Annotated in this window: 14 protein-coding genes; 8 read left to right on the forward strand and 6 right to left on the reverse strand. The window is 67.5% G+C overall.

Going from position 1 to position 14693, the window contains the following annotated elements:
* Positions 1-11 precede the first annotated feature (11 nt).
* Positions 12-1223 (reverse strand): CaiB/BaiF CoA transferase family protein, encoded by a 1212-nt coding sequence (locus J2P76_RS22905; protein WP_207410333.1) that lies wholly within the window; start codon positions 1221-1223, stop codon positions 12-14.
* A gap of 156 nt (positions 1224-1379) precedes the next feature.
* Here J2P76_RS22905 and J2P76_RS22910 point away from each other — a divergent pair, with 156 nt between their 5' ends.
* The 5 genes from J2P76_RS22910 to J2P76_RS22930 all read left to right on the forward strand — a co-directional run bounded on the left by J2P76_RS22910 (position 1380) and on the right by J2P76_RS22930 (position 6411).
* Positions 1380-2189: an IclR family transcriptional regulator gene (locus tag J2P76_RS22910; protein WP_347565359.1), complete on the forward strand. Its 810-nt coding sequence runs from the start codon at positions 1380-1382 to the stop codon at positions 2187-2189.
* A 23-nt stretch (positions 2190-2212) separates the two neighbouring features.
* Positions 2213-3367 carry an acyl-CoA dehydrogenase family protein gene (locus J2P76_RS22915; protein ID WP_207410335.1) on the forward strand — a complete coding sequence of 385 codons (1155 nt, stop codon included), beginning with the start codon at positions 2213-2215 and terminating at the stop codon, positions 3365-3367.
* A 38-nt stretch (positions 3368-3405) separates the two neighbouring features.
* Complete coding sequence (locus J2P76_RS22920) at positions 3406-4377, forward strand: tripartite tricarboxylate transporter substrate binding protein (RefSeq protein ID WP_207410336.1); 972 nt, start codon at positions 3406-3408, stop codon at positions 4375-4377.
* A 1-nt stretch (position 4378) separates the two neighbouring features.
* On the forward strand, positions 4379-5482 hold the full coding sequence (locus J2P76_RS22925) for an NAD(P)H-dependent flavin oxidoreductase (protein WP_207410339.1): 1104 nt from the start codon (positions 4379-4381) through the stop codon (positions 5480-5482).
* A 62-nt stretch (positions 5483-5544) separates the two neighbouring features.
* Positions 5545-6411 (forward strand): enoyl-CoA hydratase/isomerase family protein, encoded by an 867-nt coding sequence (locus tag J2P76_RS22930; RefSeq protein ID WP_207410341.1) that lies wholly within the window; start codon positions 5545-5547, stop codon positions 6409-6411.
* 9 nt (positions 6412-6420) lie between these two features.
* On the opposite strand, the gene J2P76_RS22935 is transcribed toward J2P76_RS22930, so the two are convergent.
* Together J2P76_RS22935 and J2P76_RS22940 are read right to left on the reverse strand one after the other, a co-directional pair.
* Entirely contained in the window at positions 6421-7167 is a 747-nt protein-coding gene (locus tag J2P76_RS22935; RefSeq protein ID WP_207410343.1) for an RES family NAD+ phosphorylase, read from the reverse strand.
* Positions 7167-7538, reverse strand: coding sequence for an MbcA/ParS/Xre antitoxin family protein (locus J2P76_RS22940; RefSeq protein WP_207410345.1), 372 nt, complete (start codon positions 7536-7538; stop codon positions 7167-7169). The genes J2P76_RS22935 and J2P76_RS22940 overlap by 1 nt, the downstream gene beginning before the upstream one ends.
* A gap of 106 nt (positions 7539-7644) precedes the next feature.
* Between J2P76_RS22940 and J2P76_RS22945 the strand changes: the two genes are divergently transcribed.
* The 3 genes from J2P76_RS22945 (at position 7645) to J2P76_RS22955 (ending at position 10322) form a co-directional block, all read left to right on the forward strand.
* The gene (locus tag J2P76_RS22945; RefSeq protein ID WP_207410346.1) at positions 7645-8064 is read left to right on the forward strand and encodes a secondary thiamine-phosphate synthase enzyme YjbQ; all 420 of its coding nucleotides are present in this window, start codon (positions 7645-7647) and stop codon (positions 8062-8064) included.
* Between the two features lie 87 nt (positions 8065-8151).
* Positions 8152-8853 carry a ribonuclease activity regulator RraA gene (locus J2P76_RS22950; RefSeq protein ID WP_207410347.1) on the forward strand — a complete coding sequence of 234 codons (702 nt, stop codon included), beginning with the start codon at positions 8152-8154 and terminating at the stop codon, positions 8851-8853.
* Positions 8854-8969: 116 nt separating this feature from the next.
* Positions 8970-10322 (forward strand): alanine/glycine:cation symporter family protein, encoded by a 1353-nt coding sequence (locus J2P76_RS22955; RefSeq protein WP_207410348.1) that lies wholly within the window; start codon positions 8970-8972, stop codon positions 10320-10322.
* Positions 10323-10335: 13 nt separating this feature from the next.
* Here J2P76_RS22955 and J2P76_RS22960 read toward each other — a convergent pair whose 3' ends face one another.
* The 3 genes from J2P76_RS22960 to J2P76_RS22970 form a co-directional block, all read right to left on the reverse strand.
* On the reverse strand, positions 10336-11418 hold the full coding sequence (locus tag J2P76_RS22960) for an FUSC family protein (RefSeq protein WP_242697651.1): 1083 nt from the start codon (positions 11416-11418) through the stop codon (positions 10336-10338).
* Between the two features lie 165 nt (positions 11419-11583).
* Positions 11584-12903: a c-type cytochrome gene (locus tag J2P76_RS22965; protein ID WP_207410349.1), complete on the reverse strand. Its 1320-nt coding sequence runs from the start codon at positions 12901-12903 to the stop codon at positions 11584-11586.
* A 13-nt stretch (positions 12904-12916) separates the two neighbouring features.
* A complete protein-coding gene (locus J2P76_RS22970) occupies positions 12917-14692 on the reverse strand; it encodes a GMC family oxidoreductase (RefSeq protein ID WP_207410350.1) in 1776 nt (591 codons plus the stop codon).
* Position 14693: the final 1 nt, after the last annotated feature.

The following is a 14693-nucleotide window of genomic DNA, read 5'->3' on the forward strand; positions in this document are numbered from 1 at the left end:
GGCGGTGGGCCTCAGATCACGCGTTGCGCGCGCAGTTCAGCAAGTTGATCGGCGGTGATGCCCAGTTCCCCATATACCTCGGCGTTGTGTTCGCCCACCGAAGGGCCTGAACGCGGGATGGGCATGTCGCGGCCGACAATGCGCGGCACGATGCAGGGGGCGGGCAGGCTGCCGTGGTCGGGGTCGGGCAGCCGGATGATGGCGTTGCGCGCCTGGAAATGCGGATCGGCCTTGATGTCTTCGATGTCGTAGACCTTGGTAAAGGGAATCTCGTGCGGCTCGAGCTGCGCGCAGATGTCGGCGAACGCGTGCGACGCAAACCATTGCGCCAGCGCGCAGTCCAGCGCGTCCATGTTCTGCACCCGCCTGGGCAGCGTATCGAAGCGCGGGTCGGTGATCCAGTCCGGCCTTCCAACGGCATTGCACAGCCGGACGTAGACCGCCTGCGATGACGCGACCAGCGAAAAATAGACGCCATCGCTGCTGCGGTACATATTCGAAGGCGAGGTATACGTGGTGCGGTTGCCCGCGGCATGCCGCACCTGCCCCAGCTGCTCGTGTTCTACCGGCAGGGGATCCAGCATGCGGAATAGCGCTTCGGTGGCGGCAAGATCGACTTCCGCGCCGAGCAAGGCCGGGTCGCCGCGCAGGCGCGCCACTTCCGCCGCGATGGCGAACGCGCAGAAGATGCCGGCGATGGAGTCGCCCAGCGGAAAATTGCTGTGCAGCGGCGAGCCGCCCGCTTCGCCCGTCAGGTTGGTGAATCCGCTCATCGCCTCGAAAACGCGCGCGAACCCGGCCCGCGACCGGTACGGCCCGGTCTGGCCGAACCCCGTCAGGCGCACCACGATCAGGCGGGGGTTGGCCCGGTGCAGGGTTTCGATATCCAGGCCCCAGCGGTCCATGCTGCCGCTGCGGAAGTTTTCCACCAGCACGTCGAAGCGCGGCAGCATCGACAGCAGGATCTGCCGCCCCTTTTCCTTGCGCACGTCCAGCGTGATGCCGCGCTTGCCGCGATTGGCCACCTTCCACCACAGCGGCGAGCCGTCTTTGATGGGCTGCATGTGGCGCAGCGCATCGCTGCCGTCGGGAAGTTCCAGTTTGACGACGTCGGCGCCATGATCGGCGCACAGCGTGGCGCCGCTGGGAGCAGCCAGCACCGTCGCCATATCAAGGATCCGGACGCCGGCCAGCGCGCCGGAAGAGAAGGGTGTCTGAGTCATGCGGGCATGAAGCGAGGTTGTGTCAGACACCCGTTATGCCCGAGCCGGGGGCGTCCAGCAATGATGTGTTTTGCACAGCGAAACAGTACTCTCGAATCGTTGACTGCTTATTTCGAAGGACCAATCATGCCTGCGCCGACACAACGAAATCGCAAAGTGAGCGCCATCTCTCTTCCCGGTCTGGTCAACCCGCACGACCTGTCCTCCGACCGCCAGTTCGCCATGAACCTGGCGCGCGGGCTGGAAGTGCTGCGCGCGTTCTCGGCCTCGGCGCCGCTGCTCGGCAACCGCGAGATCGCCGACCGCACCGGTTTGCCCAAGCCGACCGTTTCGCGGCTGACCTACACCTTGACGCTGCTGGGCTACCTGAGCCGCGATCCGCAGCTGCAGAAGTACCGGCTGGGGCCGGGCGTGCTGGCCCTGGGCCATCCGCTGCTTGCCAGCATGCACGTGCGCCAGCTCGCCAAGCCCATCATGGAGGCGCTGGCCCGGACCACGGGCTGCACCGTCAATCTGGGCATCCGGGACCGGGACAACGTGGTCTACATCGACTCGGTGCGCGCGGATTCGGCCAATCAGCACCTGCCCGATATCGGCACGTCGCGCCCGCTGCTGGCCAGTTCGATCGGCCGCGCGCTGATCCTGGCGTATCCGGCCGCGGAACGGACCGCCATTCTCAATTACCTGAAAGTGCAGAACCGCGCTTCTTTCGAACAGTACCGCGGCGTGTGGGAAGCCGACCTGAAGCGCTTCGCCGCGCACGGCTACTGCCATTCCAAAGGTGACTGGCAAAAGGACATACACGCCGTCGCCGTGCCGATCCGCCGGCCCCACGGCGAGCCGCCGCTGGCGCTGAACTGCACGATCGCGGCCCATCGGGTGCAGAAAGACAGGCTGGCGAACGAGGTCGTGCCGCTGCTGAAAGAGGCGGTGCACAAGCTCGCATTCGAGCAGGGCCTGAACTGAACCCACTTCATGCAAGGAAATCCATGATCCGAGATCCGATCAAATTCGAGGCAATGCTGGGCGAAGTGCGCGAGTTCCTGCGCGCCGAATGCCTGCCGATCGAACAACAGGTGGACGAGACCGATGCCATTCCCGAGCCCGTAGTGCAGCGGATGCGCGACCTGGGGCTGTTCGGCCACAGCATTCCCGAAGAGTACGGCGGCGCCGGCCTTACCACCGAAGAGCTGGCCCTGGTGAACATCGAGGTCTCGCAGGTGGCCACGGCGTTCCGGGCGCGCTTCGGCGGCAACACGGGCATCGCGTCCGAATCGCTGGTGGTGGACGGCACGCCGCAGCAGAAGCGCCAGTACCTGCCGCTGCTGGCCAGCGGCGAAGTCACGGGGTGCTTCGCGCTGACCGAGCCCGAGGCCGGATCGGATGCCACCGCGCAGAAGACGCAGGCGGTGCGCGACGGCGCCTACTACGAGATAACCGGCCGCAAGTGCTTTATTACCAACGCGCCGGTGGCCGACCTGTTCACCGTATTCGCCCGCACCGACCCCGGCAGCAAGGGCTCGGCCGGCATCACCGCGTTTCTGGTCGAGCGCGGCGCTTCCGGGCTGAGCACGCCGCCGGCCTACCGCAAGCTGGGGCAGCACGGGTCGCCGGTGGGCGAGGTGGTGCTGGACCGGGTGCGCGTGCACGAAAGCGCCATTGTCGGCGGAGTCGAGGGACAGGGGTTCCGCACGGCCATGAAGGCGCTCAACAAGCAGCGCATCAACCTGGCCGGGCTGTGCGTCGGCCCCGCCATCCGCCTGGTGCGCGAGATGGTGCAGCGGGCGCACGAGCGCAAGCAGTTCGGCCAGGCAATCGGCGAGTTCCAGCTGGTGCAGCAGATGATTGCCGAAAGCAATACGGCGGTCCATGCGGCCCGGGCGCTGGTGCTCGAGACGGCGCGCAAGCGCGACGACGGCCAGGACGTGACCCTGGAGGCGTCCATGTGCAAGCTGTTCGCGTCCGAAATGTGCGGCCAGGTCGCCGACCGCGCGGTGCAGGTTTTCGGCGGCGCCGGCTACATCGCCGGCAACGTGGCGGAACGTTTCTACCGCGATGTGCGGGTGTTCCGCCTGTACGAGGGAACCAGCCAGATCCACATTGCCAATATCGCAAAGCGGACCATGGCGGCCATGCCGGGTTGAATGCCCGGCCCATATCCATAAAAAAGCAAGGAGACACCATGAAAATCACGCACCTGTTGGCGGCCTGCGCGCTTGCCGCATTTGCCTCGGCGCCCGCCATGGCGCAAGGGGATTACCCGAGCAGGACGATCAAGATCATCGTGCCGTTCTCGGCGGGCGGCATTGTCGATTCGGTCGCCAGGCTGATCGGCGACAAGCTGGCCGCCCGGTATGGCCAGGCGGTCGTGGTGGAAAACCGGACCGGCGCGGGCGGCGCCATCGGAACGGATTATGTCGCGCGCGCGCCGGCCGACGGGTACACGCTGCTGCTGGTCAGCCCCAGCCACGCGGTGGCGCCCAGCCTGCGCAAGAACATCACCTGGAACCCGGTGCGCGACTTCAAGGCCATTGCCGGATTCGGCATCGTGCCCAACATCATCGTCGTGCATCCCAGCGTGCCCGTGAAAACCATGGCCGAGCTGATTGCCCTGGCCAAGAAGAGCGACCCCCCGATGACCTATTCCACGGCGGGCGTGGGCACGTCGAATCATCTTTCCGGAGAGCTGCTGGCCCAAGAGGCCCACATCAAGCTGACCCATGTGCCGTACAAGGGCCAGACGGACGCGCTGAACGATTTGCTGGCCGGTCGGGTCGAAATGATGCCGCTGACGGCGGCCCTGGCGATTCAGCAGGTCAAGGCGGGCAAGCTGCGCGCGCTGGCCGTGACCACCGCCAAGCGCGCCAGCGCCGTGCCTGACCTGCCCACCGTGGCCGAGGCGGCGAACCTGCCCGACTACGCGGTGGGCACCTGGTTCGGGCTGGTTGCGCCGGCCAAGACGCCGGCGCAAGTGCGCGAAAAGCTGGCCGCCGACGTAAGCGCCATTGTCGCCATGCCCGACGTGCAGGCCAAGTTCGCTGCGCTGGGCATGGAACTCGCTCTGCAGTCGCCCGCCGAATTCGATGCCTTCGTGGCGGCGGAATTCGAGAAATGGGGCAAGGTATTCAAGCAGGCCGGCATCGAGGCGAACTGAGATGTCGCGCATCCGCACGCCGATCTGCGATCTGCTGGAGATCCGCCACCCCGTCTTCGGTTTTTCACATGAGCCGGATGTGGTGGTGGCCATCGCCCAGGCCGGCGGATTCCCGGTGCTCGGCCTGGGGCGTGACGAGCCCGCGCGCATTCCGGACATCGTGGCCGAAGTCGAGCGCCGGCTCGCGGGGCTGCCCTACGGCATCGACCTGATGCTGCCGGCCAATGTGCCCGAACGGGCCGACCTGGCCAGTTTGCGCGCATCGCTGCCGCAGGCGCATGTCGAGTTCGTCGACGGCTTGCGGCGGCGCTTCGGCATCAAGCCGCCGCTCAAGCCCAGTTTCTTCACGTCGCATGCCCGCTCCGAGGCGCTTTTCAACGCCCAGATCGATGCCGTGCTGCAGTCCAACGCGCGCGTGGTGGCCACAGCCATCGGCCTGCGGCCCGAGCTCATCCAGGAAGCCCGCCGGCGCGGCAAGTTCAGCTTTTCCCTGGTCGGCTCGGTGCGGCATGCGCAGAAAGCGCTGGCGCTGGGCGTGGACGTGCTGGTGGCGCAGGGATACGACGCGGGAGGGCACACCGGGCCCGTCGGCACCATGTCGCTGCTGCCCCAGGTTATCGCGGCGGCAGGCGGCAAGCCGGTGCTGGCGGCCGGAGGCATCGCCACGGGCGGGCAGGTGCTGGGTTGCATCGGAATGGGCGCCCAGGGCGCCTGGCTGGGCACGCTGTGGATGGCGGCCCGTGAAAACCATACGCCGGCGGCATTGCTGCAGCGCCTGGTGGCCAGCGGCAGCGAAGACACGCTGATCTCGCGCGCCCACAGCGGCAAGCCTTGCCGCGTGGTGCGCAGCGAATGGATAGACGCCTGGGAAGCCGCCGGCTCGCCGGCGCCCTTGAAAATGCCGTTGCAGCAGGTGCTGACGGGCGACGTGTTTGCGTCGTTGCACGAGCACGGCGATCCGCGGCTTATCTACGAAGCGGCGGGCCAGAGTGTGTTCGGCATCGACGGCGAGACGTGCGTGGCCGAGCAGATGCGCAAGCTGGTCCAGGAAATGGACCAGGCCTGGGAAAGCCTGGCCGCGCTGGGCCGGCGCGCCGCGCCGTAAGTTTCGGGCCGGCCCGCCGCGGGCCGCGCCGTTTCGTCCAACCATTTGCCCGGGCCCAGAACATGGACACACCGACCTTTCATGCCGCCTCGCTTACCATCGAGAACGGGATTGCGGAGTTCGTTCACCATCATCCGGCGTCGCGCAATGCGATGTCCACGGCTCTGCGCGCCGACTACGCGCGCATGCTGGACGCCGTCGCGGCCGACGGCTCGGTGCGCGCGCTGATCCTGCGCGGCGCGGGGGGCAGCTTCTGCGCCGGCGGCGACCTGCGCGAAATGGCGGATCGCCTGCGCGACCCGGCCGATGGTTCACCCGCCGCCACTCGCCGGCGGATTGGCGCATCCGCTCCGTGGCTGCGCCGGCTGCTGGAGCTCGACGCCATTGTCATCGCGGCCGTGGATGGCCCGGCGGCGGGCGCCGGCTTCAGCCTGGCGCTGCACGCCGACCTGGTGGTCGCCTCGCAGGACGCGCGTTTCAGCATGTCGTTTCCGCGGATCGGCGCGGTGGCCGATTTCGGCGCCCATTATTTGCTGCCGCGCATCGTGGGCCTTTCCGCCGCCCGGGGCATCCTGCTGACCGGCCGCACCCTCGATGCGCGCGAAGCCCATGCGCTGGGAATCGTGCATGCCCTGCATCCCGCCGGGCAGCTGGCGCAGGCCGCGCAAGCGCTGGCAGAGCAGATATGCCGCGGGCCGGCCGATGCCCTGGCAATGAGCAAGCGCCTGCTCAACCTGAGTTTCGACGCCGACTACGCCACCATGGCCAATATGGAGTCTTTATCGCAGGCGGTGGCGATGTCGACGCCGGCGCATCGGGATGCGGTGCAGCGCTTTGTGGGAAAGCAGGCCCAATCGTACGATTGGGACCGCGACGGCCAGGCGGCGGGCCTGGGGCGGCGGGCCCGCGCGGCGCCGGGCAAACGCTGACCGTCGGCGTCAGGCCGGAATCGGCAGCCTGCCTTCGTACAGAAAGCCCGCTATCGGATACGTGGCGACATCGCGCCCGCCGGCCTGCTTGAAGGCAATGGTGTCGGCGCTGGCCTGGCACAGCCATTGGCTGGTGTCGCGCGGGCGCTTCTGCGCCATGGCGCGCAGCGTGAACAAGCCCACGCAGCAGCCGCCTTCGGGATCGCGCGCGGAAAAGTATTCGAAAGCCTGCACGCCGGCGGCGCGCATGGCCGTGCCCAGCTGCTGCGCGGCCTGATAGCGGGCGGGATGCGCCAGCTCGGCCCGGTGTGCGTCGAAGGGCGGGGCCTGCAGCCGCACGCCCTGCGGCGTTTTGTATGCCACCGAGAACAGCGTGTGCTGGCTGTGGATTTGCGCCTTGGGCGGCGGCGCGTCCATGGAATGCCAGAACACGAAGCGGTAGTAGGCGGATTCCGCCAGGGTGGTGCCGACGCTGCGGCCGCCGTAGAAGATGCCGGGTTCGTGCGTGCGTCCGAAGCGCGAGCCCCATGGCAGCGGCGGATACCGGAAGGGCGTTTTCAGCAGGTAGTGATAGCCGGCATCGTCTTCCGGGTACGGCGGCTTGGCCGCGTCGATGAGCGATTCCAGAAGCGCCTGTTCTTCGAGCGTATCGACGTAGCCCAGCGTGGCGACCTGCTCCTGGCTTTCGACCAGGCGATAAAGGGTGCCGCTGATGGGGCCGATGTGCCGCGGCCCATGGCAGGCCTGCCAGATCATCAGATTTTGCCCCGGATGGCGTCGACGAAGCGCAGAACGGTCATCAGGCCCTGGATGGTTTCGATTTGCCGCGCCGGCACGCCGCCCGTGACCTTGTTGGGGGTGTGCATGAAATGGCGGATCCAGTCGGGGTCGCCGCCCGTTACGGCGTACAGGGCGCGCGCCACCCGCACCAGCAGCAAGGCCAGTTCGCCCTGCTTGGTGCCGGGGTCGAGCGACAGGCTTTGCTTCAGGCGGCTGACCGCGGTGCGGTGTATGCCCAGCACCGCGGCCAGGTCGGCCTGCCGCAGGCCCAGTTGATCGGCCGCCCGCAGCACCGCCTTTGCCAGGACGGCATCAGGAGACGGCTGGGTGCGGTGCAGGGCGGTCATGGGGCTGCCTTGATGTTCATATTGAACATATAATAGTTCAAATGTGCATATTGAACAATCTTGAGCGCCCCTCGCACCGGGGGGCGCGTACCGGCAGGCGGGCACTATGTGGATCCAGAAATCATTGACGCTGGCCGCGCGCAGGCGCGGCTTCCACCTGGTCACGGACGACATCCTGGGCCAGCTGCCCGAAATCGGGCGCATCAAGGCGGGCCTGCTGCACCTGTTCATCCAGCACACCTCGGCGTCGCTCACCATCAACGAAAACGCCGATCCCACCGTGCGCGCCGATTTCGAACGCTATTTCAACCATGCGGTGCGCGAAAACGAACCGTATTACCAGCACACCTATGAAGGCAGCGACGACCTGCCCGCGCACCTGAAAGCCAGCCTGCTCGGGTCCAGCCTCAGCATCCCCGTGGGCGACGGCCGCCCGCTTCTGGGTACGTGGCAGGGCATCTACCTGTGCGAACACCGCAACCATGGCGGGGCGCGCACGATAGTGGCCACGCTGCAGGGCGAATGAAGCGCCGGCAGGGCGGCCGGGTGGTATAACTTTTTCGGACACGCGCGCCGGCAGCGGCGCGCGCCCATCCCGAACCGGAGACCGCCCATGACTTCCCCGCAAGACGCGTCCGCCTTCCAGGCGCTGGCCGGCGTCACCACCGCCACCCTGACCACCATCCTGCTCAAGAAGGGGCTGCGCAATGTCTGGATACGCGGCGCGTTTCCGCTGGCGCCGGGCACGCCGCGCAAAGTGGGGCGCGCCTTTACGGTGAGGTTCATTCCGGCCCGCGAAGACCTGGCCACGCCCGAGTCCTGGAGTTCGCCCAAATCCACCCGCGCCGCCGTCGAGCAGATGCCCGAAGGCTGCATTGCCGTGGTGGACGCCAACGGCGTCAAAGATGCCGGGTTCTGGGGCGACATCCTGTGCGCCCGCATGGCCAGGCGCGGCGTGGCGGGGCTGGTCAGCGACGGCGCGGTGCGCGACCTGGCCGGCGTGCTGTCCACCGGCCTGTCCATCTGGGCCAGCGGCGCGGCCGCGCCGCCATCGGTGGCGGGCCTGACCTTCGTCGACTGGCAGCAGCCCATCGGCTGCGGCGGCGTGGCGGTGTTTCCGGACGACGTGATCGTGGCCGACCAGGATGGCGCGGTGGTGATCCCGGCCGCGCTGCTCGACGATGTGGTTGCCCTGGCGGTCGAGCAAGAGCGGCTGGAAGGCTGGATCATGGACGAAGTGCAGGGCGGCGCCACGCTGCCCGGGCTGTATCCGCCCAACGCCGAGAACAAGGCCCGCTACGAGGCAAGCAAGTAGCCTCGTTCCGGCGCCGGGTGCCCAGGCACGGGCTTGTCATGTAGGATGTCGCGAATGCGGAGCCGCGCAGTAGGCCAAGTCCTCCTGCGGCCGGCCCATTTCAACAGGAGACGACCGTGCAATTGCTGGACACAGTGGTCAATGGCCTCAATGGCCTGGTATGGGGGCCGCCCATGCTGGTGCTGATACTCGGCACCGGCTTGTTCCTGATGCTGCGCCTGGGCTTCATGCCCCTGACCAAGATCGCCGCCGGCTTTCGGCTGGCCTGGCGCAGCCGGGCCAGGAAAGGCGACGATACGGGCGAGATCAGCCCTTTCCAGGCGCTGATGACCAGCCTGGCCGCCACCGTGGGCACCGGCAATATCGCGGGCGTCGCCACTGCCATCTTCCTGGGCGGGCCGGGCGCCCTGTTCTGGATGTGGGTGACCGCCCTGGTCGGCATGGCCACCAAGTACAGCGAAGTCTTGCTGGCCGTGCACTACCGCGAAAAAGATCCGCGCGGCGAATTCACCGGCGGCCCGATGTATGCCATACGCAACGGCCTGGGGCCCAAGTGGGCATGGCTGGGATGGCTGTTCGCGCTGTTTGGCGGCCTGGCCGGATTCGGCATCGGCAACATGGTGCAAGTCAACAGCATGTCCGACGCGCTGCAGGCTTCGTTCGGCGTGCCCGACTGGGTGACCGGCGTGGTTACCATGGTGCTGATCGGCCTGGTGGTGCTGGGCGGCATCCGGCGCATCGGCGCGGTGGCCGAGGCGCTGGTGCCTTTCATGTGCATTGCCTACATCGTTGCTTCGGTTGCCGCGCTGGTCTTGATGGCCGACGCCATTCCGGCGGCGTTGCAGCTGATCTTCACGCACGCGTTCTCGCCTGTGGCGGCCACTGGCGGCTTTGCCGGCGCGGCCGTCATGGCCGCCATGCGATACGGCGTGGCGCGCGGCATTTTTTCGAACGAAGCGGGGCTGGGCACCGCCGGCATCGTCCAGGCTGCCGGCACCAGCAACAGCGCGGTACGTTCGGGCATGATCGGCATGATCGGCACGTTCATCGACACCATCGTCATTTGCACCATGACGGGTCTGGTCATCGTGTGCTCGGGCCTGTGGACCAGCGGCGACAGCGGCGCGGTGCTGTCGTCGTCGGCCTTCGAGGCTGCCTTGCCCGGCGTCGGCCATTATGTGATCGCCATTGCGTTGGCAATCTTCGCGTTCACCACCATTCTGGGCTGGAGCTACCTCAGCGAGCGCTGCTGGGAATTTCTGGTGGGCGTGCGCGCCATCTTGCCGTTTCGCATCATATGGGTCGTTGCCGTGCCGTTTGGCGCCATTGCGCAGCTGGATTTTGCCTGGCTGCTGGCCGACACCCTGAACGGCTTGATGGCCGTGCCCAACCTGATTGCGCTGATCATGCTGTCGCCCGTGGTGGTGAAGCTGACGCGCGAGCATTTCGCTCAGCGCGCGTCCGAGTGACCCTCGGCGAGGGTCATCGGCCCTTGCCCGGGCGCCTGGCCCGGGCACGCTGGCTGTCCAGGTGATCGGCAAGCGAATCCAGCTCCTGGGCGACTTCCCACCAGGCCCAGCGGATGACCTCTATCGCTTCCCTGTCCGCCGCATCCAGACTCTGCCGCCGCGCGGCCGCCTCGATGATTTCATCCAGGCGCTGCAGCGGCGTGCGCTGCCGACCCGGCATCGCGGCCCGGCCGTCTCGGCGCAAGGCCTGCGCCAGGCCATCGATTTGCGCGCCGGCCGCCGCGGCGACTTTTTCCAGCGCCGGGCCCAGCTGCCCGCGGACCCGGTCCGAAAGCGGCAGGCTGCCCGCACGTTCCATCAGCCCGGCGGTGCGCCACAATCGCTCCACCCGGTCATGCAGCTGGTAGACCAGCGTGTGCCGGTACAGTATGTCCAGCGGAAACGTGCGCGCCTGCGACGACATGTCCCGCGCGCGGCGGCGCGCCTGTTCCATGGCGGTCTTGCTGTACAGGCGGGGGCGCCGCCCGCCGCGGCCGAACGCCGCGGCCCATTGCGCCAGCAAGTCGCCATAGGCCTCGACCGAGGCGGCCAGGTTGATGCACACGTTGCGGTGCGCCGACAGCGGCAGCACGGCGGCGGCGGCCAGGATGCCCGACGCCGAGCCGATGGCGATGGCGATGGTTTTCTGCATCGCCCCGGCAACGATGTCGCTGTCCGGCGTGACGGTCAGGATGGTCACGGTGACCAGGCTGTAGCTGAGCATGGGCCAGCGTATGGAAATGTAGCCCGCCAGGCCCACCCCGCAGGCGATGCCCCAGGCGGGCGCCAGTTCCGCGAACCGGGACAGCAGCACTAGCGAGACGCCGAGGGCTATCCCGATCAAGGCCCCCAGTATGCGGCCGGTTGCCTCGCCGATCGTGCCCTCTACGCTGGCTCTTACGACGAACAGCGCCGAGAATGCGCCCCAGGCGATCTCGGGCAAATCCCGCCATCTCATGCAGGCGTACGCCAGCAGCACCGCGGCTGCCGTCTGCAGCGGCAGCCGGATGTCGTCGAGCGCCAATACTGCGCGGCAGGCGGTCGTCTGCTGTTTCAACAACTGAAAAGCCTGATGCGCAGGAGAGCGCCGGGCGGGTGCGGTACGCTTCAAGGTATTGGTGGCGGGCTGCGGCCAGTGGTGGCGTGAGCGTGGCCTGACGCAAACCTTGTGCCCGCGGCACCCGACGCCCGCGGGCGTCAGGTGCCTGGAGGCGCCGTGGCGTCAGTTGCCGTGCGCGCGGGGCTGGGGCGCGGCCCCGACGTCCTTGCGCACTTTGGCCACCTCGTCGGCGCTGACCGCCGACGCCTTGTTGCCCCAGCTCGACCGCACGAAACTGACCACCGCGGCCACTTCCCGGTCCGACAGGCGCCAGTCGAAGCCCGGCATCGCGTAGGGCGTGGGCGCCGCCGCCGTGCCCGGCAGTTGCGCGCCCTTGAGCACGATGTGGATCAGCGAGGTCGGGTCGGCCGAGTTGACCGTCGAGCTCAGCGCCAGTTGCGGGAAAGTCTGCGCGTAGCCCTTGCCGGTGCTGCGGTGGCAGGCGGCGCAGTTGTTCAGGAACGTGATGGCCCCTTCGCCCTGGTCCTTGCCGGTGCGCAGCGCCTGGGCGGCGGAGGCATCGTAGGCCAGGGGCTGGGTGGCGTCCTTGTTCACCGGCGACAGCGTCTTCAGGTAGGCCGCGATGGCGTTCAGGTCGGCATCGGTCAGGTGCTGGGTGCTGTCGGACACCACCTGCGACATTCCGCCGAACGTGGCGGAATGGTTGTTGATGCCGGCTTTCAAAAACGCCACGATGTCTTCCCTGGACCAGCTGCCCAGGCCGTCGGTGGCGTCGCCGCGCAGGTTCTTGGCCAGCCAGCCCTCGACCACGCCGCCCGACAGAAAGGCCGTGCCGTCGGCGTCGGTCAGGGCTTTTTCCTGCAGGGCGAAGCCGCGCGGCGTGTGGCAGGTGCTGCAATGGCCCAGCCCTTCCACCAGGTATTTGCCGCGCAGCACTTCGGCCTGCCCGGGGTCGGCCGCCTGGCTGGCCGGGGCGGCATCGACCGCGTCGGGCGCGAACATCCAGCGCCACACCCCCAGCGGCCAGCGCATCGACAGCGGCCAGACGATGTCGGTGTCTTTGTTGGCCTGGTTGACCGGCTGCACGCCGTGCATGAAATAGGCGTACAGCGCCTTGATGTCGTCCGGCGATATGCGGGCATAGGCCGTGTACGGCATGGCCGGGTAGAGCGAATGGCCGTCCCTGGCCACGCCGTGGCGCACGGCCCGGTCGAAATCCTGGAGCGTGTAGTTGCCGATGCCGGTGTCCTTGTCCGGCGTGATGTTGGTGGAATAGATGGTGCCCAGCGGCGAGTCCAGCCCCAGGCCGCCGGCAAACGGCTTGCCGCCCTGGGCCGTGTGGCACGCGATGCAATCGCCCGCGCGCGACAGGTACTCGCCCTGCTTGAGCAGCTGGGCGTCGGCCTGGCCGGATCCTTCGGCGGCCCAGGCCGGGCCCGCCAGCAAGGCAAGGCCGGCCGTGATGATGGTGTGCTTGATCATCTTGCGCGCCTCCTCAAGCCTGGACCAGCGGGCCGGGGTTTTTCAAGTACTGCTCGCGTATGGCCTGCGCCGACCAGTAGGCCAGCGCGCCCACCAGGCCGGTGGGGTTGTAGCCCATGTTCTGCGGAAACGCACAGGCGCCCATCACGAACACGTTGGGCACGTCCCAGCACTGCAGATACTTGTTGACCACGCTCTCTTTCGGGTTCGACCCCATGATGGCGCCGCCCGTGTTGTGGGTGCTCTGGTAGATGCGGGTGTCGTAGTGCGAGCCCTTCTTGCGCACGCCCCGGAAGTGCTTTTCCGGTTTCATCGCCTTGGCCACGTCTTCCATGCGGTCGCCCATATAGGCCAGCATCTTGAACTCGTTGTCGTGCCAGTCGAAGGTCATGCGCAGCAGCGGCTGGCCGTAGATGTCCTTGTAGGTGGGGTCCAGCGACAGGTAGGCGTCGCGGTACGACATCACCGAGCCGGACATGCCGATTGCCATGTAGCGCTGGTAGGCATCCTGCACGGCGCCCTTCCAGGCCGTGCCCCACGACGGCGCGCCGGGCGGCGTGGCCGCCTGCTTGATCGGGCGCCCGCCGGTGCGCACGTGGCGGATGCTGGCTCCGCCCAGGAAGCCCAGCGGGCCGTGGTCGAACTGGTCGCCGTTGAGGTCGTCCATGCTGACCCCGCCCGCGCCCGTGCCCATGAACGGATTGAGTTGCGTGCCCTTGGGCAGCAGCACGCTGACCGACCCGTTCATCTGGTACGCGTAGTTCTTACCCACCACCCCTTCATTGGTCTTGGGGTCGTACGGCTTGCCGATGCCCGACAGCAGCAGCAGGCGCACGTTGTGCATTTGATAGGCCGACAGGATGACCAGGTCGGCGGGCTGTTCGATCTCGCGGCCCTGCGCGTCGATGTACGTGACGCCCACCGCCTTCTTGCCGGTGGAATCCAGGTTCACCTTGATGACGTGCGAATGGGTGCGCAGCTCGAAATTGGGCTTCTTCAGCAGCACCGGCAGGATGGTGGTCTGCGGCGAGGCCTTGGAATACATGTAGCAGCCGTAGTTCTCGCAGAAGCCGCAGAAATTGCAGGGACCCAGGCGCACGCCGTAGGGGTTGGTGTAGGGTCCCGATGCGTTGGACGCGGGCGCCGGGAACGGGTTGAAGCCCACTTCGCGGGCGGCCTTCTCGAACAGCTGCGCGCTTAGCGTGGTGGTCAGCGGCGGCAGCGGGTATTCCTTGCTGCGGCGGCCTTCGTGGGGGTTGCCGCCCTCGACGATCTGGCCGTTCAGGTTGCCGGCCTTGCCCGACGTGCCGCACACGTATTCGAACTGGGTGAAGTGCGGCTCGAGCTCATCGTAGGTGACGCCGAAATCCTGGATAGTCATGCCTTCCGGGATGAAATCCTTGCCGTAGCGCGTTTCGTAGCGGGTGCGCAGCTCGAGCTCTTCGGGCAGCACGCGGTAGTGCATGCCGTTCCAGTGAAAGCCCGCGCCGCCCACGCCGTCGCCCAGCAGGAACGAGCCGTTCTGGCGGTAAGGCACGGCCACGTCGTCGATCCCGTGGCGGATCGTGACGGTTTCCTTGGACAGGTCCTGGAACAGCTTGCCGCGCACCGAATGGGCCAGCTCGTCCAGCACCTTGGGGTAGGGCGCGTCCTGCGCGGTGGTGCGCATGGCGCCGCGCTCCAGCGCCAGCACGTGCAGGCCGGCGTCGGTCAGTTCCTGGCCCATGATGGCGCCCGTCCAGCCGAACCCCACCAGCACCGCATCGACTTTATCTTTTTTGATGGCCATG

Source organism: Bordetella petrii, assembly GCF_017356245.1.
GTDB classification, from domain to species: Bacteria; Pseudomonadota; Gammaproteobacteria; order Burkholderiales; family Burkholderiaceae_B; genus Bordetella_A; species Bordetella_A petrii_D.